The organism is Salinibaculum salinum (assembly GCF_037645885.1).
Classification (GTDB): domain Archaea; phylum Halobacteriota; class Halobacteria; order Halobacteriales; family Haloarculaceae; genus Salinibaculum; species Salinibaculum salinum.
On sequence record NZ_JBBENW010000001.1, the window covers coordinates 323,608 to 350,124 of the forward strand.

The 26,517-nt window shown below is 62.9% G+C and carries 30 protein-coding genes and 1 pseudogene; 17 read left to right on the top strand and 14 right to left on the bottom strand.

Translation table 11 applies throughout. The annotated features are described in order from the left end of the window. Window positions 1–272: 272 nt before the first annotated feature. Window positions 273–1,226 carry an AEC family transporter gene (locus tag WDJ60_RS01700; RefSeq protein ID WP_340098018.1) on the top strand — a complete coding sequence of 318 codons (954 nt, stop codon included), beginning with the start codon at window positions 273–275 and terminating at the stop codon, window positions 1,224–1,226. A gap of 12 nt (window positions 1,227–1,238) precedes the next feature. On the opposite strand, the gene ftsY is transcribed toward WDJ60_RS01700, so the two are convergent. Genes ftsY through rpl18a form a run of 3 tightly spaced genes read right to left on the bottom strand, consistent with a single transcriptional unit; the run spans window position 1,239 to window position 3,118 of the window. Beyond that, the gene (gene ftsY / locus WDJ60_RS01705; RefSeq protein WP_340098019.1) at window positions 1,239–2,489 is read right to left on the bottom strand and encodes a signal recognition particle-docking protein FtsY; all 1,251 of its coding nucleotides are present in this window, start codon (window positions 2,487–2,489) and stop codon (window positions 1,239–1,241) included. Between the two features lie 3 nt (window positions 2,490–2,492). Then, complete coding sequence (pfdA, locus tag WDJ60_RS01710) at window positions 2,493–2,948, bottom strand: prefoldin subunit alpha (protein WP_340098021.1); 456 nt, start codon at window positions 2,946–2,948, stop codon at window positions 2,493–2,495. Continuing rightward, a complete protein-coding gene (gene rpl18a, locus WDJ60_RS01715; protein WP_302081501.1) occupies window positions 2,945–3,118 on the bottom strand; it encodes a 50S ribosomal protein L18Ae in 174 nt (57 codons plus the stop codon). The genes pfdA and rpl18a overlap by 4 nt, the downstream gene beginning before the upstream one ends. Window positions 3,119–3,283: 165 nt before the next feature. On the opposite strand from rpl18a, the gene WDJ60_RS01720 reads away from it, so the two are divergent. Continuing rightward, window positions 3,284–4,729 carry a class I adenylate-forming enzyme family protein gene (locus tag WDJ60_RS01720; RefSeq protein WP_340098022.1) on the top strand — a complete coding sequence of 482 codons (1,446 nt, stop codon included), beginning with the start codon at window positions 3,284–3,286 and terminating at the stop codon, window positions 4,727–4,729. Beyond that, window positions 4,726–5,748: a 3-oxoacyl-ACP synthase gene (locus WDJ60_RS01725; protein WP_340098023.1), complete on the top strand. Its 1,023-nt coding sequence runs from the start codon at window positions 4,726–4,728 to the stop codon at window positions 5,746–5,748. The genes WDJ60_RS01720 and WDJ60_RS01725 overlap by 4 nt, the downstream gene beginning before the upstream one ends. Window positions 5,749–5,870: 122 nt before the next feature. Here WDJ60_RS01725 and WDJ60_RS01730 read toward each other — a convergent pair whose 3' ends face one another. The 3 genes from WDJ60_RS01730 to WDJ60_RS01740 are packed head-to-tail and all read right to left on the bottom strand — an operon-like array spanning window position 5,871 to window position 6,969. Then, a complete protein-coding gene (locus tag WDJ60_RS01730; protein ID WP_340098024.1) occupies window positions 5,871–6,539 on the bottom strand; it encodes a translation initiation factor IF-6 in 669 nt (222 codons plus the stop codon). Window positions 6,540–6,541: 2 nt separating this feature from the next. Further along, on the bottom strand, window positions 6,542–6,820 hold the full coding sequence (locus tag WDJ60_RS01735) for a 50S ribosomal protein L31e (RefSeq protein ID WP_340098025.1): 279 nt from the start codon (window positions 6,818–6,820) through the stop codon (window positions 6,542–6,544). Further along, window positions 6,817–6,969 (bottom strand): 50S ribosomal protein L39e, encoded by a 153-nt coding sequence (locus WDJ60_RS01740; protein WP_302081498.1) that lies wholly within the window; start codon window positions 6,967–6,969, stop codon window positions 6,817–6,819. Before WDJ60_RS01740 ends, WDJ60_RS01735 begins: the two co-directional genes overlap by 4 nt. A gap of 179 nt (window positions 6,970–7,148) precedes the next feature. Between WDJ60_RS01740 and WDJ60_RS01745 the strand changes: the two genes are divergently transcribed. Next, window positions 7,149–7,655 carry a hypothetical protein gene (locus tag WDJ60_RS01745; RefSeq protein ID WP_340098026.1) on the top strand — a complete coding sequence of 169 codons (507 nt, stop codon included), beginning with the start codon at window positions 7,149–7,151 and terminating at the stop codon, window positions 7,653–7,655. Here the strand turns inward: WDJ60_RS01745 and WDJ60_RS01750 are convergent. Together WDJ60_RS01750 and thpR are read right to left on the bottom strand one after the other, a co-directional pair. Then, window positions 7,648–8,478, bottom strand: coding sequence for a ZIP family metal transporter (locus tag WDJ60_RS01750; RefSeq protein ID WP_340098027.1), 831 nt, complete (start codon window positions 8,476–8,478; stop codon window positions 7,648–7,650). The two genes, WDJ60_RS01745 and WDJ60_RS01750, sit on opposite strands and share 8 nt — an antisense overlap. Window positions 8,479–8,547: 69 nt before the next feature. Then, window positions 8,548–9,108, bottom strand: coding sequence for an RNA 2',3'-cyclic phosphodiesterase (gene thpR / locus WDJ60_RS01755; protein ID WP_340098028.1), 561 nt, complete (start codon window positions 9,106–9,108; stop codon window positions 8,548–8,550). 107 nt (window positions 9,109–9,215) lie between these two features. Here thpR and WDJ60_RS01760 point away from each other — a divergent pair, with 107 nt between their 5' ends. The 7 genes from WDJ60_RS01760 (at window position 9,216) to WDJ60_RS01790 (ending at window position 14,577) form a co-directional block, all read left to right on the top strand. Further along, the gene (locus WDJ60_RS01760; RefSeq protein ID WP_340098029.1) at window positions 9,216–9,968 is read left to right on the top strand and encodes a tetratricopeptide repeat protein; all 753 of its coding nucleotides are present in this window, start codon (window positions 9,216–9,218) and stop codon (window positions 9,966–9,968) included. 19 nt (window positions 9,969–9,987) lie between these two features. After that, window positions 9,988–10,278 (top strand): DUF424 domain-containing protein, encoded by a 291-nt coding sequence (locus WDJ60_RS01765; RefSeq protein WP_340098358.1) that lies wholly within the window; start codon window positions 9,988–9,990, stop codon window positions 10,276–10,278. A 60-nt stretch (window positions 10,279–10,338) separates the two neighbouring features. Further along, complete coding sequence (locus WDJ60_RS01770) at window positions 10,339–10,776, top strand: pyridoxamine 5'-phosphate oxidase family protein (RefSeq protein WP_340098030.1); 438 nt, start codon at window positions 10,339–10,341, stop codon at window positions 10,774–10,776. A 90-nt stretch (window positions 10,777–10,866) separates the two neighbouring features. Next, complete coding sequence (locus tag WDJ60_RS01775; RefSeq protein ID WP_340098031.1) at window positions 10,867–12,108, top strand: aminotransferase class V-fold PLP-dependent enzyme; 1,242 nt, start codon at window positions 10,867–10,869, stop codon at window positions 12,106–12,108. A gap of 2 nt (window positions 12,109–12,110) precedes the next feature. Next, window positions 12,111–12,437 carry a hypothetical protein gene (locus WDJ60_RS01780; RefSeq protein ID WP_340098032.1) on the top strand — a complete coding sequence of 109 codons (327 nt, stop codon included), beginning with the start codon at window positions 12,111–12,113 and terminating at the stop codon, window positions 12,435–12,437. 58 nt (window positions 12,438–12,495) lie between these two features. Then, on the top strand, window positions 12,496–13,491 hold the full coding sequence (locus WDJ60_RS01785) for an aldo/keto reductase (protein ID WP_340098033.1): 996 nt from the start codon (window positions 12,496–12,498) through the stop codon (window positions 13,489–13,491). After that, entirely contained in the window at window positions 13,492–14,577 is a 1,086-nt protein-coding gene (locus WDJ60_RS01790; protein WP_340098034.1) for a dipeptide epimerase, read from the top strand. A gap of 10 nt (window positions 14,578–14,587) precedes the next feature. Here the strand turns inward: WDJ60_RS01790 and WDJ60_RS01795 are convergent, their stop codons facing one another. The 5 genes from WDJ60_RS01795 to WDJ60_RS01815 form a co-directional block, all read right to left on the bottom strand. After that, window positions 14,588–16,147, bottom strand: a complete 1,560-nt coding sequence (locus WDJ60_RS01795) for a glutamate-cysteine ligase family protein (protein WP_340098035.1) — start codon at window positions 16,145–16,147, stop codon at window positions 14,588–14,590. Then, a complete protein-coding gene (locus WDJ60_RS01800) occupies window positions 16,144–16,659 on the bottom strand; it encodes a gamma carbonic anhydrase family protein (protein WP_340098036.1) in 516 nt (171 codons plus the stop codon). The genes WDJ60_RS01795 and WDJ60_RS01800 overlap by 4 nt, the downstream gene beginning before the upstream one ends. A 51-nt stretch (window positions 16,660–16,710) precedes the next feature. Continuing rightward, a complete protein-coding gene (locus WDJ60_RS01805) occupies window positions 16,711–17,142 on the bottom strand; it encodes a universal stress protein (RefSeq protein ID WP_340098037.1) in 432 nt (143 codons plus the stop codon). A gap of 83 nt (window positions 17,143–17,225) precedes the next feature. Continuing rightward, window positions 17,226–18,308 (bottom strand): sulfite exporter TauE/SafE family protein, encoded by a 1,083-nt coding sequence (locus tag WDJ60_RS01810; protein ID WP_340098038.1) that lies wholly within the window; start codon window positions 18,306–18,308, stop codon window positions 17,226–17,228. Window positions 18,309–18,511: 203 nt separating this feature from the next. Further along, the gene (locus WDJ60_RS01815) at window positions 18,512–20,362 is read right to left on the bottom strand and encodes a threonine--tRNA ligase (protein WP_340098039.1); all 1,851 of its coding nucleotides are present in this window, start codon (window positions 20,360–20,362) and stop codon (window positions 18,512–18,514) included. A gap of 179 nt (window positions 20,363–20,541) precedes the next feature. Between WDJ60_RS01815 and WDJ60_RS01820 the strand changes: the two genes are divergently transcribed. Continuing rightward, a complete protein-coding gene (locus WDJ60_RS01820; RefSeq protein ID WP_340098041.1) occupies window positions 20,542–21,015 on the top strand; it encodes a hypothetical protein in 474 nt (157 codons plus the stop codon). Window positions 21,016–21,052: 37 nt separating this feature from the next. After that, a pseudogene (locus tag WDJ60_RS01825) lies at window positions 21,053–21,761 on the top strand (SLC13 family permease). 35 nt (window positions 21,762–21,796) lie between these two features. On the opposite strand, the gene WDJ60_RS01830 reads toward WDJ60_RS01825, so the two are convergent. Beyond that, window positions 21,797–22,621, bottom strand: coding sequence for a PspA/IM30 family protein (locus tag WDJ60_RS01830; RefSeq protein WP_340098044.1), 825 nt, complete (start codon window positions 22,619–22,621; stop codon window positions 21,797–21,799). 55 nt (window positions 22,622–22,676) lie between these two features. Here WDJ60_RS01830 and WDJ60_RS01835 point away from each other — a divergent pair, with 55 nt between their 5' ends. The 4 genes from WDJ60_RS01835 to guaA all read left to right on the top strand — a co-directional run bounded on the left by WDJ60_RS01835 (window position 22,677) and on the right by guaA (window position 26,473). After that, window positions 22,677–23,276, top strand: coding sequence for an alpha/beta hydrolase (locus WDJ60_RS01835; RefSeq protein ID WP_340098045.1), 600 nt, complete (start codon window positions 22,677–22,679; stop codon window positions 23,274–23,276). Between the two features lie 196 nt (window positions 23,277–23,472). Beyond that, window positions 23,473–23,643 carry a hypothetical protein gene (locus WDJ60_RS01840; RefSeq protein ID WP_340098046.1) on the top strand — a complete coding sequence of 57 codons (171 nt, stop codon included), beginning with the start codon at window positions 23,473–23,475 and terminating at the stop codon, window positions 23,641–23,643. A 260-nt stretch (window positions 23,644–23,903) separates the two neighbouring features. Beyond that, window positions 23,904–25,556 carry a CTP synthase gene (locus WDJ60_RS01845; RefSeq protein ID WP_340098047.1) on the top strand — a complete coding sequence of 551 codons (1,653 nt, stop codon included), beginning with the start codon at window positions 23,904–23,906 and terminating at the stop codon, window positions 25,554–25,556. Next, window positions 25,556–26,473 (top strand): glutamine-hydrolyzing GMP synthase, encoded by a 918-nt coding sequence (guaA, locus tag WDJ60_RS01850; protein ID WP_340098048.1) that lies wholly within the window; start codon window positions 25,556–25,558, stop codon window positions 26,471–26,473. The genes WDJ60_RS01845 and guaA overlap by 1 nt, the downstream gene beginning before the upstream one ends. The last annotated feature ends 44 nt before the right edge of the window (window positions 26,474–26,517 follow it).

The window sequence follows — 26,517 nt, forward strand, 5'->3', positions numbered from 1 at the left end:
GGTGCGCTCAAATCGGTTTCGTCTCCTGCTACTGTCGGCTGTGAGCTATTGGTCCATCTCGCCACACTTGAGCGTCGACCATTTGACGATATTTCGCCCAACAGTCTGAAAGAGTTACAGGGGATGAAACTGTTCACCCCGCTGTCGGACTTTCGTGCAGTGAAATATTTACTAAAATAATATTAGTGGATGGCTCTCGCACAGTGGTGTATGAGCCAGACACGAGGAAGCGACGAGCGGTTCACACCACAGCACCGACGGAGGTCGACCGGATGGGATTGACAGCGGCCTTCACGAACGCTGTCGGGCCGATTCTCGCCGTCGCTGTCGTTGGGTATCTTCTCGCGCGGACGACCGACATCGCCGTCGACCCGCTGAACACGGCCGGACTGTACGTGCTCGTCCCGGCGCTGGCCTTTCACAGCATCGTCACCACGAGCCTCGGCGGCGGCGAGGCGGCCAAACTCGCCGTCGGTGTCGTCGGCTACGCCGTCGTGATGATCGCTATCGCGTGGGTCGTCGGGAAAGTCGTCGGTGAGTCCGGCGCGCTGCTGGGTGCGCTGATGCTCGCCGCAGCGTTTCCAAACTCCGGGTTCGTCGGCATCCCGCTCTCGGAGTTCGCCTTCGGCGAGGTCGGCCGCACCACGGCTGTTCTCTATCTGACTATCCAGAGTCTAGTCGTCTACACGCTCGGTGTCTACATCGCCTCTCGCGGCGTCGATCGGGGTGTCGGCGAGGCGATCGCCGAGATCTTCCGCCTGCCGCTCATCTACGCTGTCGGTCTCGCGATCGCCATCCGCGCGCTCGGGCTCGCACCGGCGCTCGACGGGGCCGCGCTGCAGACGGTCGGTCTCGTCGGCGACGCCTCGATTCCGGTGATGTTGCTGGTGCTCGGTATTCAACTGGCCGAGACGGACGTGACTGCAGTGACGCGCTCGGCCGCCCCGGCCTTCCTGAAGCTGGCCGCTGCCCCCGTCGTCGCCGTCGGTATCGCACTCCTCCTTGGCTTTGCCGACCCGACGGTCGCGAAGGTGTTCGTCCTCGAATCGGCCGCACCCGCGGCGGTTACGCCACTCGCACTCACCATCGAGTACGCCGAGGACGTGGCCCCCGGCACTATCACCGCACCGGAGTATCTCAGTACCGCTATTTTCGTCACCACCGTTGCCAGCATCGGCGTCCTCACAGTTCTGGTCGCGGCGCTCCAGGCCGGACTCGTCATCTGAAAAACTACTTTCCTATTCGTCGCCGAGCAGCGCGTCGACGATGCGCTCGGGGTCGAACCGTTCGATATCGTCGTAGTCCTGGCCAGTACCGAGGAACAGAATCGGCTTGCCAGTAACGTGGGCGATGGAGATGGCCGCACCGCCCTGCTGGTCGGCATCGGCTTTCGTCAACACCGCGCCGTCGATCTCGGCGGCGTCGTTGAACTCGCGCGCCCGATTGACGGCGTCCTGACCGGCGACCGCTTCGTCGACAAAGAGCGTCATATCGGGGTCGATGACGCGGTCGATTTTTGAGAGCTGGTCCATTAACCCGTCGCTGGTGTGGAGCCGACCTGCCGTATCGCCCAGTACCACGTCAACGTCGTTGGCCTCGGCGTACTCGACGGCGTCGTAGATGACTGCCGCCGGGTCCGACCCCTGTTCGTGGGAGATGACCTTCTTGCCGAGGTTCTCGGCGTGTTGCTGGAGTTGTTCGTTCGCGCCGGCTCGGTAGGTGTCGCCGTTTGCCAGCACCGTCGACAGCCCCCGTTCTTCGAAGTAGCGGGCGAGTTTGGCAATCGTGGTCGTCTTGCCGACGCCGTTGACTCCAGTGAAGATGATCGTGACGGGCTTATCGGCCTCGGCGACGCGTTCGTCGAAGTCGAACTGACCGACACTGATGACGTCGTAGAGTGCTTCGCGCACCGCATCGGTGACCATGTTGCCCGTACTCTCCAGTCGCCGACGCGTCTCGCCGACCAGGTTCTCCTCGACGCCTGCCAGAATCTCCTGGGCGACGTTCATCTCTACGTCGCTGCCGAGCAGAGCGAACTCTAGCTCTTCGAGGTGTGCGTCCAGGTCGTCCTCGTCGATGACGGTCTTTCCGGTCGCAAGGAGCTTGGCTCGTTCTGCCAGTCCGCGACTCTCGTCTTCGTCATCGTCGTGGTCGCTTTCTTCGGTTGTCGTCTCTTCGCCACTGGCTGGCTCGGCTGCGGATTCGGCTGATTCAGCCGCGCCGCCTTCTGACTCGTCTTCCTCGATGGTTGACTCGACATCTGCCTCGGCTGGCTCGGCGACCGTGGCTGCTGTGTCGGCCGCCTCCGTGGAGGTCGTTTCCACAGATTCGTCTCCCGCTGTCGCGTCTCCCCCATTTTCGGGCTCCGTGTCTTCACCAACCGCTTCCGAATCAGCGGCCGCAGAATCGGCATCACCCTCGTCGATGTCGGCGTCCTCCTCGACATCGCTGGTAAAGCTACTGAGCTTGTCCTTCAGTCCGTCGAACATCGCCTACTCGTCCTGTTGTTGCTGTTGCTGTTGCTGCATCTGCTGCATCTGCTGGGCCTGCATCTGCTGGGCCCGCTCTTCGAGCTCGCTGCTCTCGCTTTCGAGTTCCGCGATATCCGACCGAAGCTCCTCGATGCGGTCGTCGAGGGTCTCCTTTTTCGTCTCGAGGGTGTCGATAGCGCCGTCCTGGTCGCGCTCTGCGGCGTAGCCGCCGCCGAGGCTGACGACGACCTCGTCGATATCTGCGATTTCGGCGCGGACGTACGCGTCACCGCCGACGGGCACCTGCACCGTCGAGCCGCTTTCGAGTTCCCCGATGGCCTCGATTGCCTCGTTGACCTCCTGCTTCTCGTTCTGGAGGTTCTCGACTTCCTGCTCGAGGGCTTCCTGCTGTTGCTCGATTTCTTCGATCTGCTGTGCGATCTCCTGAAGCTGGGGGTTGCCCCCGCCCATGCTCATGCGTCTACCCCCTCGATTTCGACCTGGGTCCGCTTCAGTCCGTGCTTGGAGCCGAACTCCGCGTAGGTGTACTCGACGGCGACATCCTCGTTCTCTGCGTCGATTGCCTTCTCGAACTTCTGCCACCCGTCGCGGGCTTGCCATTGACCGGTAACCGTAAACTCACTCATACTCACGGGTGGGTGACCACGCCGGAAGAATCTTCCTATACTCTACCTCTCTGCTCGCGCCACGCTCGAATCCGCGTTTACATACTCTCTCTCTTTTCCATTGAAATTTACACGTGGAAACTCAGGGGGTAAATATACAAGCAATAAAAACAGAACTGATATATAATGACACTCTCGATTGCCAGGCGCGCGGACCAGTGGGGTGACCGACGCGCGGTCGTCGACTGTAGTCGGGGGCGGACGCTCACGTACGCCGACCTGGCTGACCGGATTCAGGACCTGGCAGGCAAACTCGCCGGCATCGGCGTCTCTCCGGGTGACCGTGTGGTCGTCCTCTCGCACAACAGCGTCGACTATCTCGCGTCGCTGTTTGCGGCACGCGAACGGGGCGCGACGCTGGCACCTGTCTCACAGCGACTCGCCGCCGAGACGGTCACGACACTCTGTGACCGTATCGACCCGACGCTGGTCATCGCCGAAGACGAGTTCGCCGACCTCCTCGCCGATGTCGATGCAGACTACCGCCCGTTCACAGCTCTCGACGACGCCGAGGCAATTCCCGACGCTGCGGCCAACAGCGATGTCGACCCGCTCTTTCTCCACACCGGCGGAACGACGGGCGTCCCGAAGGTCGTCCCCATCTCCGAACACCAACTGGAGTGGAACGCAATCACCGAGTCGGTCGCGTGGGGACTCGACGACGAGACGGTCACCGTCACCGTCCTCCCGTTTTTCCACACCGGCGGGTGGAATCTTCTGACGCTCCCGACACTCTACGCCGGCGGAACGGTCGTCCTCCAACCCGAGTTCGGCCCCGGTCGAACGCTCGACGCGATCGAAACTTACGGTGCAACCCAGCTGTTTGCCGTCGCCGCAATCTACCGCGCACTGGCAGAGCACCCTGCCTTCGATTCGACGGACCTCTCCTCGCTCGACTGGGTGATGAGCGGCGGTGGCCCCTGTCCGGAGGCCGTCATGGAACCGTACCGCGAGCGCGATGTTCCGTTCGTCCAGGGGTACGGGCTGACCGAAGGCGGGCCGAACAATCTCTATCTCTCGCCCGACCGCGCAGATATCGAGGAGAAATCTGACCGCGTCGGGCGCCCGTTTCCCGACTGCGAGGCTCGTATCGTCGACAGTGACGGGACACCCATCGAGGGTGAGGGGACTGGGGAACTCGAACTCGCCGGCCCGGTGACCGCCGGCGGCTACCTCCATACCGAGGACGGTACCTTCGATGGCGGAAGGTGGGTCTCGACCGGTGACGTCGCCCGCCGCGACGCGGACGGCGACTACGCTATCGTCGGGCGGACGGACAACATGTTCGTCAGCGGTGGCGAGAACGTCTATCCGGAAGACATCGAGGATACGCTCTCGAATCACCCCGACGTGGCAGCGGTCGGTATCACGCCAGTCGCCGACGAGGAGTGGGGTGAGGTCCCTAAAGCCGTGGTCGTTGGCGACGTATCTGAGGCCACACTCGATGCGTACGCTCGCGACCACCTCGCAGCGTTCGAAGTCCCGAAGGCGTACGCCTTCGTCGCGGAACTTCCGGAGACCGGGGCCGGAAAGCTGGACCGGGACGCACTTCGGAGGGAGTACGGCCGATGACTGTGGCCCTGACTGGCTACGGACTCTATCGCCCACCCGACAGAATCACGGGCGAAGAAGTTGCCGAACAGAGTGGCATTCCCGAAGATATCGTCGTCGAGAAGATGGGCATTCACGAGAAGCGCGTCTGCCCACCCGACGAAGACCACGTGACCGACATGTGTGTGGCCGCGGCCGAGCGCGCGCTGGCCGATGCCGATGTTGATCCCGACGAGCTGGACCTCGTTCTCTATCACGGGAGCGAGTACAAGGACTACGTCGTCTGGTCGGCCGCCGCGAACGTCGCCGAGCGCGTCGGCGCCGAGAATGCCTATGCGACCGAGAACCACACGCTGTGTGCCAGCACGCCTGTTGCGATGCGTCAGACCGCGGCGCAGTTGCAGACGGGCGATATCGAGGCCGCACTTCACGTGACTGCCAGCAGAGAGAACGACTTGCTCGACTACACCGACGAGGACGCCTCGTTCATGTTCAACTTCGGGAGTGGCGGCGCAGCCTACGTTCTTGAAGCTGCCCCTGAAGCGGAGCGCGTCCGCGCACGGGTTCGGGAGAGCGCTGCTACTACTGATGGCTCGTTCGCCGAAGACGTCATCATGCCTGCCGGCGGGTCGAAGAATCCGCCAGAATCGGAGACAATCGAGGCTGGTGTTCACACTCTCACGGTCTCTGACCCCGACGCGATGAAAGAACGGATGGCGCCAGTCAGCAGCCGGAACTTCCTGTCGGTCGCGGACGACGCACTGTCGAAGTCGGGATACGACCGCTCGGACGTGGACTTCGTCGCGACGACTCACATGAAGCGGTCGTTCCACCAGTCGCTGCTGACGGAATTTGAGATAGACCCCCAGTCGAGCGGGTACTATCTCGACGAGTACGGCCACGTCCAGAGCGCCGACCAGTGGCTGGCCATCGACGGGGGTCGCGAGCGTGGTCGGCTAGATTCGGGCGATGTCGTCCTCTTTCTCGCCGCTGGCACCGGCTACACGTGGGCAGCGTCGGTGCTAGAGTGGGATGGGTGAAGGGGCGAACAGGCGACAGCGTGCTTTTCGAGACCTTCGTTCGGCGCGTGGGCTGTCGCGCTATCGCTGGGCACGCGCCGGCAATCGTCAGGGCACGAGAATCGATGGCCCCGTGTTCGTATTTAAAGGTCCGCGTAGCCAAGTGCGGAGTCGATACGGCCCAGTTCAGGGCCGCTGGTGTCCTGGCCGACGATGTAGCCGGTGTCGTTGGCGATGAGACCGGAGCCGACCAGCGGCGCACCGTAATTGATAGTCCCGATATCGGCGGGAACGCCGAGGACATCTTCGAGTCGGTCGAGTTCGCTGTCGGTCGAGTTCGGGTGACAGAGGACGCCCCTGTTGGTCGCGACGGCGGCCGTCCCGACGGTCTGGACGCCCGCGATATCACCGCGCTCGACGGGGACATCGAGCCCGTCTTTGACCGCCTGAATCGCCTCCCGTGAGAGGTCGGGATGGACGTACGCGCCGGTGTCGTTGGCCAGTACGACGTTGCCGGCGGCGTTGATACGGCCGGGTAGCTCGGTGACCGGGAGGTCGACAACATCGGCGATGCGGTCGCGCTCACGGTCGCGGACGCGGGCACTGACCAGGAGGCCGTTGCTGTTGCCGGTCGCGAGCGCGCCGACGGTACCCGACCCGGCGATGGTCGTCGGGACGACGGGGACGTCGAGTTCGTCACCGCAGTCGTCCTGCAGCGACTCCTCGATGTCGGGGCGGACGAGCAGACACTCGTCAGTGGCCCGTGCGAAAACGCCGACGTAGGACGAACCGGAGAAGGCCGCGCGAAGCAACGTTATTCAGCGGGCTCTGCTTCGACGATGCTCTCGCCGTCCTCTTCGAACCGGGCGGCCCGCACCCGGAGCTTGCTCGGGGGCGAACTGCGCCCGTTTGCCCACACTGCCTCGTTGACCGTGGGGTCCATCCGGACAGCGTCCTCGTCGACCGAGAAGTGCTGTGCGAGGTGGCTCCGAATGAGCGACATCGCCCTGTCTGCACGCTCGCCTTTGGGTTCGCGCTTCGCCTCGCGGAGCGGGACCGTAACGACCCGCTCCTCGAAATCACTGGCGCTCATTCGTCCGTGTCACTCCGGCGCCACTGTCGCCGCTTGGGGTTTCGCTGCACGTCCCGGTCGGTCTTGAGGATGACCCACGCCGGCACGCGGCTGTTCTGCCGGTCGAGCTTCCCGAGGCGCTTCTTCTTCGCCTTCGATTTCTTACTCATGATGTGCCCTTGTTCCCCGCCGTGGCATATATGTGTGTTCTTTTGCGCTGACCCACCGCTCGCATCGCCGGTAACGCTCGGATCGCTCCCCTGGCAATCTGGCGGGCGAGCGCCCGGAGATTATCAGCCGTGAGATTTTGCCCGGAGGGAATTAACGACTGGACTCACAACCCCGAGATATGTATCGGCGGGCGGTTCTCAGGACGATGGGTGCCGGTGTAGTCGCTGCGACGAGTGGCTGTGTTGCCAACGGTCGAGTTGCAGTGGACTTGTCCGAGAGCGTCACGGTAGAACCGACGGAAGGCTGGTGGACGGAACTCCCAGATGTCGACGGAGATGGGGCTCTTTCTTTTACCGTTCGGGCAGACCAGCTGTTCGACGTGTACTATTTCCAGCGCGAGGACTCGCTCACGCACTACAAAAACTATCTCTACAAGGACGACGAGTCGGAGATGCCGGGCGGCCATGACGAGATCAGTCAGGCGGCCATCCCGAACGACGACGAGAGCAAATACGAGGTCAACGTTCCCGAAGACGGTGGTCGCAGGAGCATCGACACGGAGGGAAGCCATTACTTCGTCGTCGACCACTCGAACTACGGGATGGGTGCCCGCGTCGAGGCGTCACAGGACCGCCTCAACGCGTTCGTCGATCTGAAACTCTACGAGAACACGTCGATTATATAAACGCTAGCGGGACCATCAGTGCAATGCCCACGGCCACGCCGGCAGTCAGCTCCGGTCGCCCACCGCTGGGAAGTTCTTCGCCGATGTCGAGTGCCTCCGGAATGAACTCTCTGGCGACGAGATATATCATCGCTCCCGCGGCGAATCCGAAACCGAACGGCAAGAACTCCCTGGCCAGGGTCACGAAGTAGTAGGCGATGGCTGCCCCGATCGGCTGGGGGAGACTCGAGAAGACCGCCCACCAGACCATCCGCCACTCGCTGACGCCCATCGATCGGAGCGGGATCGAGATGGCAACCCCCTCCGGGACGTTGTGGATCGAGATGGCGACGGTCATAAACACCGCCAGGATGGGGAGCGTGAGACCACCGAGGATGATAGTGTCGCTCGTGGGGACGTTTCCCAGTCCCAGTTCGGCAAAGGAAACACCGACTGCGACGCCCTCCGGAAAGCTATGAACCGTTAGAATCCCGAGAATGAGGACTAGCTTCTTGAAATTGGCTTCCTCGTACTCTCTGGGATTGAGATCGGCCCCCTCCAGGAGTTCGTGACCCACCACGACGAGAACGACGCCGGCAATCAGCCCCGGACCGATGGCCATGGCCATGTCGACCCACGTCCCGTCGACGACTGCTGCCCCCTCCAGTATCAGTCCGAACACCGACGCCGACACCATGATTCCAGATGCCAGTCCCCAGAGGATGACGTTCCATCGAGGGCTGATATCGTCGAAGAAGAAAAACGGGATCGCACCGAGTCCCGTCGCCAGCGCGGTAAAGAACCCGGCGACGAACACGAGCACCACGTTCTCCAGTACTACCATACCTGTCGCTATGCCCGTCCACTTTATAACTATCACGAAGTTGATGCTTTTGGCAGCCCTAAACTCACCCTACCTGAGCGGGACTGACGCGGTGGTTGTGTACTCCGGGCCGTCGTCGGTGAGCGTACTCTCGGTGAGTCGGATTTCGTCGACCTGCATTGTTCCGACGGTCGGGTCCTCGTTCTCGACGACGTCCTGAACCAGTGCCTTGCCGCCGGCGTGGTCCATGCGTGCGAGGGTGACGTGCGACGTGAAGTCGTGACCTTCTGGGTTGAACCCCATCGCTACCGTTCGGTCCTCGACGGCTTCGTGAAGCCGGGTCAACCGCTCGCTACCGTCTCGGACCCCGAGCCAGACGACGCTGATATAGTCGAGGCTCGGAAAGACGCCGAGACCGCCGAACTCCGCGGTGAAGGGGTCGACTTGGCTGTCCTCGACGGCTTTCGTGACCGCTTCGACGAGTGCCGGAACCCGGTCGGGGTCGGTATCACCGAGGAATTTCAGCGTGATATGGGCCTGGTCGGGGTCGGTAAAGTTCAGCCCACTCGCTCCCTCGAACAGCTCCTGTACGGCCCGAACCTCCTCGGCCAGCCCGTCGAGGTCGACACTGACGAACAGGCGTTTGCTCATATTTTCGATTGTCGACACGGTCGCTTGAATCCAGCGTCCGTCGTGGTCCCGGGTTCCGATAGTCGTGTTACGTAGCCCTTATCCATCCTCCCGCGTTATGAAAGAGTATGACTGAGGACCCCGAGGACCACTCGTTCTCGGAGGGGCAAGGGTTCGACGACCCCTACGACGCCTTCGATATCGACCCGCCAGAACTGGAAGTCGACCCCGACCAGGTCGACCCTGTCGACACCCGGGTCGTGACCGACATGCTCGACAGGCACAACGTCGGCAGCGACGACGTCGATGCCGATGAACTCATCGACGTTGGCCTGGACTACATGCGCATCAAGCGCCACGAGCAGGCGACGGAAACCTTCGAGCGCGCTGCACAGTACACCGACGACGACCGCATCGAACAGGAAGCGTGGGTGAACAAGGGCGCGGCACACGCCGAACTCGAGGAGTACGACGCCGCTATCGGTGCGTACAGGGAAGCCATCGACATCGACGGCGACTCCGAACACGCCGCGACCGCCGAGACGAACCTCGCATACGCGCTCTGGGAGTTCGGCCGCACAGAGGAGGCGCTGGAACACTCCGAGCGCGCCGTCGAGATCGACCCGCGATTCGGCCAGGCGTGGTACAATCGCGGCTTCTTCCTCAACGAGCGCGGCCTCGCCGAGGACGCACTGAACTGCTTCGACAACGCTGTCCGACTCGGCTTCAAGAACGTCGAACTGCTCGAAGAGAAGGCCGTCGCCCTCGAAGCACTCGGCGAAGACGAACGCGCCGAGGAGGTCGCCGAAGAGGCCGAAGACCTGCGCAAAGAACAGGAAGAAAAGATGGTTGACCAGCAGAGCGACCGCCTCTCTGAGTGATACCGACCGTATGACTGCACTGTTACTCAACGAACGCCAGACACAGAAGGGGCTGCTCGTCTCTGTCTGTGACGCCGACATTCTCGGTGAGTCCTTCGAGAACGACGATGTGTCGCTGACTGTCGATGCGGATTTCTACGACGGCGAGGAAGTCGACGACGAGGCCGCTGTCGAGAGTCTCGCACGCTGTTCGGTCGCGAACATCGTCGGGACGCGCGCTGTCGATATCGCCATCGAACACGGCTTCGTCGACGAAGAGAACGTCCTCGACTTCGAGGGAACCCGCCACGCGCAACTGCTTTGGCTGTGAACTGCCGGGCTGTCCTTCATCTCCACAGCGTCTTTACGGGTCCGCCCTTCCACTCTACGTATGCAAACGTTATCCGGAGCTGAAATCGATGAGTTGCTGACCCGCTGTGGCGTCGGCGTCCTCTCGATGGACGGTGGAACCTACCCGTATTCGATTCCGATGTCGTTTGGCTACGACGGCTCCGAGCCGATTTTTTCTATCCAACTTGGAACGGGCGAACAGAGCCACAAACAGGAGTGTCTCGACAGGAGTTCGACGGTTTGCTTTACTGTCTACGACGAACCGACACCGGAGACGTGGGAGAGTGTCGTCATCACCGGGGAACTCGAAAAACTGCCCGAGGAGGAGTCGAAGGCGGCCTTCGCGGCGCTGGCCACCAACGCCGAGTTCCCAGCGGACGTGCGCGTCTGGGGCGTTCCGCTGGCGGACGTCGACCTGCAACTGTACGGACTCGATGTCGACGACCGGACTGGCCGGCGGTTTGCTCCCGCCGAGTAGTCGGGACCGACCGGCTTTGATTTTCGACTCCACCAAGGAGAGTTTAGGCAAACCGAAGAATAATTAGCCGTCCAGATGTTCTATTCGACAATGGCAACCACCGAGTCAGACATACTCGACGTCGAGCGCATCAGGGAGGACTTCCCCATCCTCCAGCGCGAGTTCGGCGGCGAGCAGTTGGTCTATCTGGACAACGCGGCCACCTCGCAGACCCCCGACCAGGTGGTCGACACGATCGCTCACTACTACCGGCACACGAACGCCAACGTCCACCGCGGTCTCCACCAGCTAAGTCAGGAGGCCTCCATCGCCTACGAGGAGGCCCACGACCGCGTCGCCGACTTCATCGGCGCAGAGGGTCGTGAGGAAATCGTCTTCACGAAAAACACCACCGAGAGCATGAACACCGTCGCCTACGCGTGGGGGCTGGCCGAACTCGGTCCCGGCGACGAAATCGTGCTCACGGAGATGGAACACCACGCCGCGCTCGTCACCTGGCAGCAAATCGCCAAGAAGACCGGTGCCGAGGTGAAGTTCGTCCCGGTCGACGACGAGGGATATCTCGACATGGACGCCGCCCGCGAGCTGATTACCGACGACACTGAGATGGTCAGCGTCGTCCACGTCTCGAACACGCTCGGCACCATCAACCCCGTCTCCGAGATTGCCGACATCGCCCACGACCATGACGCGCTCTGTTTCGTCGACGGCGCGCAGTCGGTCCCACACATGCCCGTCGACGTGCAGGACATCGACGCCGACTTCTTCGCCTTCTCGGGCCACAAGATGTGTGGGCCGACCGGCATCGGCGTCCTCTACGGGAAAGAGCACCTCCTCGAAGAGATGCAGCCGTACCTCTACGGCGGAATGATGATTTCGAAGGTCACTTTCGAGGACTCGACCTGGCACGAACTCCCCTGGAAGTTCGAGGCCGGCACGCCCGTCATATCCCAGGGTATCGCGCTCGCCGAGGCCTGTGACTACCTCGACGACATCGGGATGGAGAACGTCCAGGCACACGGCGAACGTCTCGCCGAGTACGCCTACGACCGCCTCTCTGAATTCGAGGGCATCCAGATTCTCGGGCCGCCGGGTGATGACCGGAGCGCGCTCGTCTCGTTCAATCTCGGCTCGGTCCACGCCCACGACACCAGCGAGATTCTCAACGAGTTCGCCGTCGCCGTCCGCGCCGGCGATCACTGTACCCAGCCGCTCCACGACAAACTCGGCATCCCTGCCTCTGCGCGTGCGTCGTTCTACATCTACAACACGGAAGCGGAAGTCGACAAGTTGGTCGAAGCACTAGAGGCAACCGAGGAGTTGTTCGCCTAACCGTGCCCACCTACATCTACCGCTGTCTGTCCTGCCGGGACGAAACAGTCGAGCGCGGGTACAACGTATCTCACATCAAACAGACCTGTGACACCTGCGGAGAGTTCGGTCGGCTCATCCACGACGGGGTCTATCAGCAGTTCCAGGAGTTCGAGGAATCCCCGCCCGACGGCCTCGACTGGGAGCGTCTCAGCCAGATGGAGAAGTTCATCGTCGCCGAGAAGATGGTTCGAGAGGGCAAGAGTATCGACGACTTCGAGATCGAGAGCGCAGACGACAGTGACGCTGATACCGCGGACACTACCACGGCGGCCGACGCCGCAGACTGATACTGCCGGCTGTCCTTGACCCGAACTTTTCTATCAGTCCCGCCCGTCCGTCGAGACAATGGACCTTGACACCGTTTCGCTCGGTCGGACCGGACTGGAAGTGAGTGAACTCGCCTTCGGGACGTGGCGCTTCGGCCGCGAGACCGACGCGGGGAACCTCGAAATCGACCGTTCGCGGGCACTGGAGTTGCTCGACACCTACGCCGACCACGGCGGGCGCTTCATCGACACTGCAGACGTGTACGGCGAGGGCACAAGCGAGTCCTGGATCGGCGACTGGCTCGACGAGCGCGACCGCGAGGACTTCGTCGTCGCCTCGAAAATCTACTGGCCCACTCGCGAGGACGACCCGAACGGACGGGGACTGAATCGCAAACACCTCCGCCGACAGATCGACCAGATTCTCGGCCGCCTCGGGACCGACTACCTCGACCTCCTCTACATCCACCGCTGGGACGACGACACGCCTGCCCGCGAAGCCATGCGCACCCTCGACGGGTTCGTCCAGGACGGCAAAGTCAACTATCTCGGCGCGTCGACGCTGGCCCCGAACGCCTGGAAGATTGCCCGCGCCAACGACATCGCCGATCGCTACGGCTGGGAACCGTTCACCGTCACCCAGCCACGCTACAACATCGTCAACCGAGAAATCGAGGGGGAGTATCTGGAGTTCTGTCGGACGAACGACGTGGGAGTGGTTCCCTGGAGTCCACTCGCACAGGGCTTTCTCACCGGGAAGTACCAGCGCGACGAGGACATGCCAGACGACGCGACTGCCTCCGACACGGAGGGGTGGGAGGACCGCTACCTGACCCCGGAGAACTTCGACGCGCTGGATGTCGTCGAGACGGTCGCCGAGGAAGTCGAGGCCACGCCCGCACAGGTCGCGCTGGCCTACCACCTCTCCCATCCCGACATCACCGCACCAATTATCGGTGCGCGCACCACTGACCAGCTGGCGGAGAACCTCCGTGCGGCGACGGTCGACCTCTCGCTGGACCAGTTCCAGCGCCTAGAGGAGGCCAAAGCCGGCCCGTTCGACGAGTTGCTCTGAATGGCACTCTCGACTGACTTCGAGCGACTCTCGCTCCCGCTCCGGGACGACTTCGGAACCGCCTACGGAACCCGCGAGACCGCAGAGAACGTCCTGGTGCGCATCGCCGACGAGTCTGGAGCAGTCGGCGTCGGCGCGGCATCGCCGGCCGCCTACTACGACGAGAGCGTCGAGAGCGCACTCGCCGTCCTTCCGGAGTTGCTCGTCGTCGTCGAGGACGTGGGCGACCCGCACGCACAGCAACGCATCGAGCGTCGACTGCGCGAGCACGCACCCGACCAGGCTGCTGCGCGAGCGGCGGTGTCGATTGCCGTCCACGACCTCGCAGCCAGTCAGCAGAGCGAACCGCTCTACCGGCGGTGGGGACTGGACCCCGACGTGGTCCCGACGAGTTCCTACACTGTCGGCATCGACACTCCCGAGCGAATGGGGGAGAAGGCCGCACGCGCCGTCGACGAGGGCTATTCTGTTCTGAAAGTCAAGGTCGGAACAGATAGCGCGGAGCGACGCTCCGCGAACAGTCGAGCGGCGGAGCCGCGAGACGATGATCGAGCGCGCGTGGCCGCCGTCCGCGATGCCGCTCCCGATGCGCAGTTGCGCGTGGACGCGAACGGTGCGTGGGGGCCGGCCGACGCCATCGCTGCGACACGGTGGCTGGCAGAGCAGAGCGTCGAGTTTGTCGAACAGCCGGTTCCGGCCGACGACATCGATGGACTGCGTGCCGTCTCAGAGAACGGCGCGCTCCCGGTTGCGGCCGACGAATCGTGTCTCACTGCCAGCGACGTGCCGCGCGTGGCCGACGCCGCTGACATCGTCGTCGTGAAGGTGAGCAAGTGCGGCGGCCTCCGCGGTGCAGTCCAGCAGATTGCGACCGCGAGCGCGCACGGACTGGAGACGATGGTCGGCTGTATGGTCACCTCGGACGCCGCCATCGCCGGGGCCTGTCACCTCGCGCCGCTCTGTGACTACGCGGACCTCGACGGGGCACTCTTGCTCGCTGAGGACCCGTACGACGGCGTTCCGATGCCGGGTGGCGACATCGACTTTCAGGCGGTTGCGGTGGGGACGGGCGCACGCAAACTGTAAGATTGCGCCGCTACCGGCGGTTCTCCGTCCACTCTGCGAACGAGGGCTGTCGCTGACTCCGGTCGATGTACTCGCGTTGCATCTCAGTAATCGCCGCTTCGAGCGACAGCCCCTGGTCCAACCCCTCGCGCACTCGTGCTTTTTTCCACACGCTCGGTGTCTCTCCGTTGTCCCACCGAGCCTCGATTGGGCCGAGGTAGTGGTCGATGTCCTCCTCTGGCACACCGGATTCGCGCAGTCCGCGCTGGGCGAACTCGAACACTTCCCCGAAGATGGTGTCGCTGTCGGTCGTTCGGTCGCCGTCGCTGCTCACCCACGCGAGGTCGGCATCGAGACCGTCCTCGACGGCGCTGTAGAAGGACTGCTCGGCGTCGTCCCACGACAGTTCGGTCAACGGGTGATCGGCGGCGACCAGTCCGCGGATCAGTCCGGCAGTCAGCGCCTGCATCCCGACCACGTCTCGAATCGTGGGCTGGGTCGGAATAGGGCGGTACTCGATGCGTAACGAGCGCTCGTCGCCGGTGCCGACGGGGTCGCCGCCGACGACACAGCGGAGCCACCGCCAGTAAGTGCCCCGTTTGTGGTCGAACTCCCAGTTGTCGTCGTGGAACGTCTCGCGGTCGCCGTCGTCGACCCACTCCCGAAGGAAGGGGGCATAGAGGTCGTCTGCGACCACGCGGTCGACCACGTCGGCAGCGTCGCTGATGTCTCGCGGGACTCGGACTTTCTTCTCCTCGGTGTGGTTGACCGACTGCTCGAAGACCGCAATCCGGAGTTCGTGGGACGTCTCGTCGACGAGCGTCTGCGGGTCCGAAACGGCGTTGTAGCAGTCCGCAGGCAGGAACGGCGAGTTCGCCGAGAGCGCCAGCACCGGTCCCAGTGTCCGGATAGCAGCGTTGTAGTATTCGGGGAAAGACTCGGCAGTGGGAATCTGGAGGTGTGGTTGAATCGAGGTAGCCAGCGATTCGAACAGAATCGTCTGGAAGGTGTGGTCGGCACCGGGGACCTCGAGGCTGATCTCGCCGTCGGTGAGCCGGCGCGCGTGGTTGTCGATGGCGACGTACCGCGGGGCTGGGCGCATATTCTGCGCGACGGTCACATCATCGTGCCAGTCGACAGCGTCGAGATAGTCGAGACTCCCCTCGGCTGGCGGGATAGTCCACATCGCGTCGAGGACGAGTGCCGCGCCGTGGTCGGCCGCGGCCGCCTGCCCGTCGTCGAACTGCTCGCCGATACTTTCGGCCTGTCTGGCGAGTCCCTCGCCGTCCAGCACGTTCGGGTCGGTGTTCAACTCGGCGTTGTGCACCCCGAGTTCCTTGTTCGCGGCACTCTCGAAGACGCCGGCCGGCAGCGTCGCCAACCTCCCGACTTCTCCACCGTCAGCGGCGTCGGCCGACTGTGCGACGGCGTACACTTCCATCTCTAACCCGACGGCGAACTCGTCGTTGTCCATCTCACCGGCCGCGATAGCCTTCCGGAGTCTCGCGGCTTGCTCGTCGACGCGCTCGGTGAAGGTGGCTTCCGTCTCGGCGGCCAGCGACCGCTCGACGATGTCGGCGATGTCGCTCATCGGTCGAAGAGGTCCTCGTGTCCCTCGACGAGGTGTGCGTACTCGCCCGACGCGAACTCCTCGAAGACGGCGTCGTGATCGATGTCCGTTTCTTCGAGGGGGGTCACGCGAGCGGGCGTCCCGCGGACGAACGATTCGGGTGGCACTTCGTATCCTGGCGGGATGACCGTGCCCATCGCGACAAGGCTGTCAGCGCCGACGGTGGCCTCGGAGACGGTGGCGTTGAATCCGACCATCGCGCCGGACTCGACGTGGCTGTCGTTGAGCACCGCGCCGTGACCGACCAGTCCTTCCTCACCGACCGTCGAGGCGTGCAACACGGCGTTGTCCCCGATTGCACTCCCCGCTCCGAGTTCGACCGGGTCGACGTCGCCCCGAAGGACTGCACCCGGCCAGACGGTCACGTCGGGACCGACGCGCACGTCTCCGACGAGCGTACTTTCTCGGCTCACTGAGGCACTGTCGTGGATATCGGGGTCTGCTCCGTCGAACGAGTAGCTGCGACTGTCCATAGCGGGCGCAGGTACCCCGCCGACAAAACGTTTGAGTCTGACGCGTGCCGACTAGTCGATGTCGACGACCAGCACGGGCATCGAGGCGTTCTTCAGGACGCGCTCGGTGGTGCTGCCGAGGGTGACCATCCGGTCGCGATTTGTCCGGCTGTGCGTTCCCATCACGACGAGGTCGATCCCTTCCTCGTCGGCGTAGTCGGTAATCGTCGTGTAGGGGATGCCGTCCTCGCTGTGTGTGACACACTCGATGCCCTCGTCCTCGATGCGGACGCGTGCGTCGTCGAGTGCGATATCTGCCTCTTCTTCGAGTGACTGGCGAATCTCGTCTTTGCTCTCGTCGCTGGCAGCCGTGTAGAGGCGCTTGTCCACGACGTAGAGGACGTGGATGCGCGCGTCCTGGTCGCTTGCGACCGTGATTGCGTGTTCGAGCGCGTCGACGATGCTGCTACTGCCGTCAGTCGGCAAGAGAATGTCGTCGTACATACTGCGCTTCTCTCTCGGACTGGACTTAAATACTGTGCGTCTCCCGCTGCCGGGGTGTGCTCGTGGAGCCCACTCGTCGGCGGTCAGAGCCCACCGAGTGCCATCAGGAACAGTGCGAGGGAGATGACGGCAAAGAGGCCACCGACGAACTTCTTGATGGTCTCGGTTTCGAGTGCCGCAGAGACATAGGGTGCGACCTGGCCGCCAGTGACCGTCGCGGGCACCGTCCAGACGACCATGTTCCACGGCGTCGCCGCGAGGTCGAGACTGTGTCCGCCTGGAACCAGTCCACCACCGAAGACGTGGACCAGCGACGCCAGCACTGCGGTGACTGCAACGACGATGTGGTTGGTCCCGATGGCGACCCGGACCGGAATCTTCGAACCGAGCATCGAGATGATGCCGAGTTCACCGACGCCGAAGCCGGCAAGTCCCTGGAAGGTACCGCCGACGCTGTAGTTGGCAAACCGCTTGAGATAGCCTGCCCGGGTGTACCGGTAATCCTCACCGTCGCGGTCGACTCGGGTGACGTTGCCGTCGCCGTCGGTGTCGACGCCTGCTGGCCCGAGTTTGTCGTCGTCGTCGGGGAATCCGCCTCGCTGCTGGCCACCGTCAGAGACGACTTCGGTTTCGGCGTCGGCGTCACTCGACCCCGGCTCCTCGTGTCCGAGGTCAGCTTTGAACAGCAGGTAGGAGGCAGCTATCAGCGCCAGGCCGAGAAGGAGATGGAAGAGTGGCTCCGGAATGACAAACGAGAGCAAGGCTCCAGCAATGACGAACGGGACAGCGCCGGCAACCAGTGCCACTGCCAGCCGTCGGTCGACCAGCCCGTACTGGATGAAAGCGAGTGAGGAACTGGACAGCCCGAAGGATTCGCTGATCAGCCCTACCTTGACGATAGTTTCCGGCTCCAGTGGATGAGCAGCCAGCGGGAACAGGAAGATCAGAAACGGCACGAACAGCGCCGAGCCACTGATGCCGACGGTGTTAACGATGGTTGCGCCGAGCATGAAACAGGGGAACAGCCACCAGTACTCGACCCAGTAGCCACCGCCGGCGTCCGCGGGCAACGGCGCGGCGACGTACACCGCTGTCACGAACAGTATCGGTGCCAGGAAGACGAAGACGTGCTGGTAGCGCAGGAAGTTCCGCTGGAGGGAACTCAAAGACGGAGCGTCCGGCACGTCAGGTCACCACCTGTTGACGTGTCTGGACTGGTCGCGTTAGAGTTTCTGCCGTCGCTGTACGACTGTCATCGCACGCTCGAACGCGCCGATTCACCGTTAGCGTGCTGTCTGTAGATATATAGTAAAAAAGCTATTGTTCGATAGAAGTTGTGTGTGGCGTACACACGGCAAATATTGTTGTATCAGTTGCCGGTGAAGTTCGGGTGGTTGCTGACGTACTTCGGGAGATATCGGGCCTGCTGTGGCAGGTCGGCGATGTCTTCTTCGACGGTGTCGATGAGTTCGTCCAGCGTCATATCGATTTCCTCGTTTTCGGCGCGGACGTTGACACCGAGCTGGTCGCCCTCGATTTCGTCGCTGCCGACGATGATGTAGTAGGGCACCCAGTCGGTCTCGGCTTCGGCGATGCGCTTGCCGACCGATTCGTCGCGCTCGTCGATGTCGACGCGGATGCCGACCGCTTCGAGTTCGTCCGACAGCTCCTCGCAGTAGTCGAGGTGGTCGGTGGGGTTCACGGGTATAAATCGGACCTGCGTCGGCGAGAGCCACGTCGGCAGGCGCGGGTTGTCCATCGTCGCCGTCTGCTCCAGCAGTGCAGCCATGACGCGCTCGATACCACCCGAGGGCGAGTAGTGCAGAATCGGTGGGTGGTGCTGGTTCGTCCCGTCGGTGTACTCGATATCGAAGCGCTCGGCGCTCTCGACGTCTATCTGGACCGTCGGGTTCTCGATCGGCCGACCCAGCCCGTCGATGGCGGCGAAGTCGATTTTCGCCGACCAGTAGTGGTGGCGCTCGGGGATAATCTCGAGCAGCGCTGGCTTGCCGAGTTCGTCGACGACTTCCTCGACCCACTCTTCGTTTTCTTCGTAGAACTCCCGGGTCATCCGGATGGCCGGTTCGTAGTTGATGTCGAGGTCTTCGGAGGTCTGGAGTGCGAGCTTGGCCTGTTTCATCAGCTCCTCGCGGGCCTGGTCCATGTCCTGGGTAGCGGTGTGCATGTCCGGCATCGTGAACGCACGAAGGCGCTTGAGACCGGTGACCTCACCCTTCTGCTCGCGGCGGAACGAGTACGTCGACATCTCGTAGATGCGCAGCGGGAGGTCGTTCTCCGAGATGTGCATGTCCCGCATGATGGAGAACTGGCCGAAACACGCGGCAAAGCGGAGCATCATCCGGCGGTCGCCGGACTCGAAGCGGTACTGGCGCTCGCCGAACTTGCCTGCGTGTTCGTTGATACAGCGAGCGCCCAGGTCGTACATAATCGGCGTCTCGACGGGCATTCCGCCGTAATCGACGACGAGGTCGTTGACGTAGGCCATCAGGGCGTCCCGGATGAGCTTCCCGCGTGGGTAAAATCGGAGGTTCCCCACGTCGGAGAGCTTGTCGTAGCCGACAAGCTCCTTCTCTTTCATAATCTTGAGGTGGGGCGGCTCCTCGCCGGCGCTGGCGACGATGTCCTCGACTTCGTCCTCGATGAACGCCTGCATGTCCGAGCTGGTGTCGGCCTTGGCGCTGACGGCGTCGTCGGTGTCGCCGCCCGGATACATCACCTGCCACTCGCTGGGTTCGCGGTCGAGGTCTTCCTCGTCTTTCTCCTCGTCGCGGTGGTGGGCGACGTGGCGGGACAGTTCCGAGAGTGGGTGACCCTTGCAGGAGACCTCGAAGGACTTGTACCAGCCAAACGGTGCGCGCAGAATCTCGTAGTCCTCCGCTTCCAGTGCGGATTCGAGGTCCTGCATGACGCGCTTTGCGGCGTCGGGGCTGGCGAGGTCTTCGCTCAGGTGGGCGTAGGGGTAGAGGACGATGTTTTGGGTGTTGAGTTGACCGGTCACGTCCCGAAGCTCTTCCAGTGCGTTCTCGACGACGCCGTCGATGTCCTCTTCGTCGTCGGATTCGACGCTGATGAAGGCCGTGACGCACTCTTCCATGCGCCCCTCCATCGGGACCCCCTCTGTCTCGGCGAGGCTATCGGGTCCGGCCTTTTCCCGCGCCTCGAACTCCAGATGGTCGGAGTGAATGAACAGCAGTCGCATACCACAGGCAACCCGATGGGCAGTAAAAAGCGTGCCGAATGGCCGCGCTATCTTGCCGACGAATCTGTCGGCTGGTGGGGATCCTGTCCAGGCAGGCGACCGACAGCGAGCCACTACCACGGCGGGATACCGGACTGCTGGCGCTCTCCCATTATTTTCCCCGGGGTCGTACTGCGTGTATGTCTATCCAGACGGAAGCCCGATTCCCACCCATCACCGGCGAGACGCTGACCGGACGCACACTCACTTTCCCCGGCGACTTCGAAGCACCGCTGAACCTGGTTTTCGTCGCGTTCAAACGCTCTCAGCAATCGGATGTCGACACATGGCTCGACGTCGCGGTCGCTGTCGAGAGCGACTTCCCGGACGTGCGATTCTACGAGATACCCGTTATCAGCCGCCTGTACGCCCCGGCGCGGTCGTTCATCGACGGTGGGATGCGCGTTGGCATCCCGGATGACGATACCCGCGAGCGGACCGTAACCGTCTACACCGACAAGCGCGTCGTCCGCCGCGCACTCGATATCGACGACGAAGGCGACATCCACGCGCTACTCGTCGACCGGGACGGGACCGTCTACTGGCGAGCTGCCGGGCCGAAAGACAACGAGGCCGCCGAACACCTTCGCGAAGTGCTCTCGTCGTTGACCTGACCGCAACGACTTTCGCCCGCCCGAACACAGCGGCCGTATGGCTCTCTCGGTGGGCGCACTCGTCGTCTTCGCACTCATCGGTCTCGCGATCGTGCTCTTCGTGACGGAGCTGATTCACCCGATCTGACTGCACTCGCGGTGCTGGAACCGTACACCCGGGTGTCAGCCACCGACGCCATCGCCGGGTTCGCCAGCCCTGCCGTCGTGACTATCGTGGCGATGTACATCCTGGGCCAGGGGATCCAGACCGCCGGTGTCGTCGACTGGCTCGGTGCCCGTCTCGCGCGCGCGACACGCGGGAGCGACCGCAACTTGCTCGGTGTGATGACTGCAACGACCGGCGTGTTCGCCGGCCTCGTCAACAACACGCCCGTCGTCGCTATCTTCATCCCGATGACATCCGAACTGGCCGACGACCGGGACGTCTCCCCGTCGAAGTTCTTGCTTCCCCTCTCGTTCGCGGCGCTGCTCGCGGCGGTCATCACGCCCGTTGCGACCGTCGTCTTGCTCGGTCCCATCGCAGTCGACCTTGACGCGTCAATCGGTGCCGATGGCTTCTCGTTCCTACTGGCGACGCTCTTTGGCGCGAGCGCGGCGTTCATCACCCCATCGGATACCAGACCAACCTCATGGTCTACGGCCCCGGCAGATACCAGTTCACCGACTATCCTCTCGTCGGCGTCCCACTGTTACTCGTGTTGACTGTCGTCTCGACGCTCGGCATCACGGTCCTCTACGGCGTGTGAGTGCGCAAAACGAGTCGTCCTCTCGCGTCCAGCCCTTACTCCTCGTCTTTCAGCTCTTCGAGTTCCGCTTCGACCTCGCTCTCGTCGACAGCCGGTGTCTCGACGTCGTCGCTCTCGGCGTCTACCGCGTCCGCTTCGATATCCTCCTCGGCCGGTTCGCTGCTCTTGCCCATCTCGGATTTGAGTGTCTCCAGTTCGGTGTCGACCTCTGTGTCCTGCGACATCTCTTCTAGTTCGCGGTCGAGGCCGCTCTTGTCCGAGAACTGGTTCTCCAGCGCCCCGGTCTCCTGAAGTTCGTCGAGCGCTGCAGAGCGGGCTTCCATCTCCTCGGTGCGTTCCTCGGCGCGCTCGATTGTCCTCGATATCTCGCTCATCTCGTCGCCGGCCCCCGTCATCGCCTCGGAGACGCGAGCGCTGGCCTCGGCGGCCTCATAGCGGGCCTTCATCGTCTCCTTGCGGGTCCGGAACTGCTCGATTTGTTGCTGGAGCTGGTCTTTCTTCTCGACGAGCTGGTCCTGTTTCTGCTGGAGATCCGTGATCTGGCCTTCCAACTCCTCGATCTGCGTCATCTTCTGTTTTTTCTTCTCTAGAGCGCGCCGCGCGAGATCGTCGCGGTCTTGCTCGACGGCGGCCCGCGCCTGTTCGTTGTGTTTCTCGACGTTCTCTTCGAGGCGGCGCTGCTGAATCTCCAGGCGCTTCTTCTGTGTCGTCAGGTCCGCGATACCCTGTTTTACGTTTTGCAGTCGGTCCCGGAGCTGTTCGTAGGAGTAATCGAGCGTCTCACCCGGATCTTCGGAGCGGTTGAGTACCGCGTTGAGTTTCGACCGGATGACGTAGGACGCGCGCGAGAGGATTCCCATATACCGACACGTTGGCCGCCGAAACTTAAAATTCTTACACGCGTTTCCTTCAGGTATGTCCGAAACGCTCCGAGTGCCCGGGCCGCGAGACGTGCATGCGACGCTTTCTAACTCCGATTCGATTGCAGCCGTCGTCGCCTGTCCACCCCATCCACAGATGGGTGGCGACCGCCACGACAGCCGCCTCCGCGCTGTCGACGACGCGCTCGGAGACAGGTCGATTGCCTGTCTGCGGTTCGACTACGGTCCATGGGACGGGGGTCGCGCGGAAGTGACGGACGCCCGTAGCGCGCTCGCGTGGGCACGCGAGAACTTCGAGACGGTCGGGCTGTTCGGGTACAGCTTTGGCGGTGCCGTGGCGCTCCGGGCGGCCGCAGACGAGAGCGACGACGGGACGCCACCTGCAACACTCTCGCTGCTCGCACCTGCGGGTACGCTGGCCGGCGAGCCGACTGCCGACGCTGTCGACGCTGTCGCCTGCCCGGTTCAGATTCTCTACGGTGAGCGCGACAACACCGTCGACTCCGTTCCGGTCGCCGAGCGCGCTCGTGCCCGCGGTCACACCGTCGAAACGCTGCCGGCAGACCACTTCTTCGCCGGGCAACAGCAGCGCGTCGCCGAATCGGTGGCGGCGTTCGTTGTCGAATCGACGTGAATATCCTGCTCAGTTGACGTTCTTCCACTCAAATCCTGAACTGAGCGACCAAACCGGACGAACGGCTAAAATCTCTGTAGCGAACAGACGACTGTCCACCTGTTCTGAATATGATTACAAGATATAGTAGTATATTAGGACTATCTAGGACATGCATCCAGAAGTTTTTAGTAAAGGCGACCAATTGGTGTAGTTGATGAGCGTAAACAACTCAACCGTCGAATCTGCATCGTCCACCGACCGTCCCGACTCGCCGAGTCTCCGCTGTGCCAGTTACATGGGCTGTCGCTTCTGCGAGGAGGGGTCGCTCGTCTTCGATTCGGAGGTCGGCAAATCCCGCTGTCGTACCTGCGGCAAGATAGACTAACCACGCAGACATCCCCATGAGCATCAAACAACAGATTCGAAGCCGAATCGGCCGCAAGCCAACCTTCGAGTGTGTGGGCTGTGGACTCACATTCGATGACGAACGGCTCAATTGCCCGGAGTGTGGTTGGTGCGTCCGCAAAACGCGGTGACGCCAGTCGGCACTGTTCCGTTCTCGATCGACCCTGCTGACGCGGTCGCTCGCGCGGCGAATGCTGGTCGCTTCGAAACGGTTTTGAGTCCTGCCAGCACACGGTCGATATGCCGACAGAATCCGAGACGGGCTACGATCCGAGCCTGGGACGGAAGTTCATTTTCGTAACGGGCGGCGTGATGTCCGGACTGGGGAAGGGTATCACCGCTGCGAGTACTGGTCGTCTGCTAGCGAACGCTGGCTTCGACGTAACCGCGGTCAAAATCGACCCGTATCTCAACGTTGACGCCGGGACGATGAACCCGTTCCAGCACGGCGAGGTGTACGTTCTCAAAGACGGTGGCGAAGTGGACCTCGACCTGGGGAACTACGAGCGGTTCCTCGATATCGACATGACCTTCGACCACAACGTCACGACGGGGAAAGTCTACCAGGAGGTCATCGAGAAAGAGCGGGCGGGCGACTATCTCGGCAAGACCGTTCAGATCATCCCGCACATCACCGACGACATCAAGCGGCGCATTCGAGAGGCCGCCGAAGGGTCCGACGTGTGTCTCATCGAGGTCGGTGGCACGGTGGGCGACATCGAGGGGATGCCCTACCTCGAAGCGCTCCGCCAGTTCGCCCACGAGGAAGACGAGGAGGATATTCTTTTCACCCACGTTACACTCGTCCCCTACTCGAAAAACGGCGAACAGAAGACCAAGCCGACCCAGCACAGCGTCAAGGAACTGCGCTCTATCGGGCTCCAGCCCGACGTGCTGGTCGGTCGCTGCGAGGACCCCCTCGACCCCGAAACACGCGAGAAGATTGCGCTGTTCTGTGACGTGCCCGGGGACGCTGTCTTCTCGAACCCCGACGTGGACGACATCTACAAGGTCCCGCTCGTCGTCGAAGACGAGGGGCTCGACGAGTTCGTCATGGACCACTTTGGTATCGCCGACGAGGCGCTTCCCGAACCCGAGCGCGACACCACCTGGCGCGAGACGGTCACCCAGGAGAAAGAAGGGACGGCCAACGTTGCCCTCGTGGGCAAGTACGGGTTGGAGGACGCCTACATCTCGATCCACGAGTCGCTGAAACACGCGGGTCTCGAAAAGCAAGTCGAGGTCGAGCGGGAATGGATCAACTCCGAAAACCTCGCCGACGGCGTCGACGGCCAGCTCGACGACGTCGACGGCGTCATCGTCCCCGGTGGCTTTGGTTCCCGTGGAACCGAGGGAAAAATCGAGGCGATTCGGTACTGCCGACAGAACGACGTGCCGTTCCTCGGCCTCTGTCTGGGCTTCCAGATGGCAGTCGTCGAGTACGCCCGGAACGTCCTCGGCCTCGACGGCGCACACTCCGCGGAACTCGACGAGTCGACGCGATATCCCGTCATCGACATCCTGCCCGAACAAAAAGAGATGGACGATATGGGCGGGACGATGCGACTCGGTGCACACGTCACGGACATCGAGCAGGGAACGCTGGCTCACGACCTCTACGGTTCCGATTCCTGTACCGAGCGCCACCGCCATCGCTACGAGGTCAACCCCGAGTACATCGGCGACCTCGAAGCCGCCGGGATGGTCTTCTCGGGCACCTCCGGCAACCGAATGGAGATTCTGGAACTGCCCGACCACCCGTACTTCCTCGGAACGCAGTTCCACCCCGAGTTCCGGTCGCGCCCGACCCGCGCGAGCCCGCCATTCGTGGGCTTTCTCGACAGTATCCTCGCGAAGCAGGACGAACTCGCAGTCGCAGGAGGTGACCACTGATGGTCGACGTCGACTCCTTTATTCCCGACGCTCGTGAGGAAATCGCCGACGAAATCGGCGACGCGAACGCTGTCATCGCGCTGTCGGGCGGCGTCGACTCCTCGACGGCCGCCGCGCTGGCTTACGACGCCATCGGCGACCAGCTCACGCCGGTCTACGTCGACACCGGCCTGATGCGAAAGGGCGAAACCGAGCAGATTCGCGAGACGTTCGCGTATATGGACTCGCTGCAAATCGTCGACGCGAAAGACCGTTTTCTCGATGCGCTCGAAGGCGTCACCGACCCCGAAGAGAAACGCCACGCTATCGGCGAGCAGTTCATCCGGGAGTTCGAGACGGTCGCCCGCGAGGTCGACGCTGACTACCTCGTCCAGGGAACTATCTACCCCGACCGCATCGAGTCCGAAGGGACGATCAAGAGCCACCACAACGTCGGCGGCCTCCCGGAAGTCGTGGACTTCGAGGGGATCGTCGAACCGATGCGTGACCTCTACAAGGACGAAGTCCGGGAGGTCGCGCGGGAACTCGACCTCGACGAGATCGTCGCCGAGCGGATGCCGTTCCCGGGTCCGGGGCTCGCCGTGCGCATCCTCGGCGAAGTCACCGAAGAGAAACTCGGCGTCGCGCGCGAAGCCAACCACGTCGTCGAGGAGGAACTGGCCGAACACGAACCGTGGCAGGCACTCGCCGCCGTCATCGGGAAAGCGACGGGCGTCAAAGGCGACAACCGCGTTCACGGCTGGGTCGTCGCCGTCCGCTCGGTCGAGTCACGCGACGGCATGACCGCCCGCGCCCAGAACGTCGACTGGGACACCCTCCAGCGCATCCAGTCCCGGATTACCGGTGAGAACGAGAACGTCTCTCGCGTGCTCTACGACGTGACGCACAAGCCGCCAGCGACCATCGAGTACGAGTAACGCTACCGGAGGTAGTCGCGGGTGACAAGACACAAGCCCCCGCG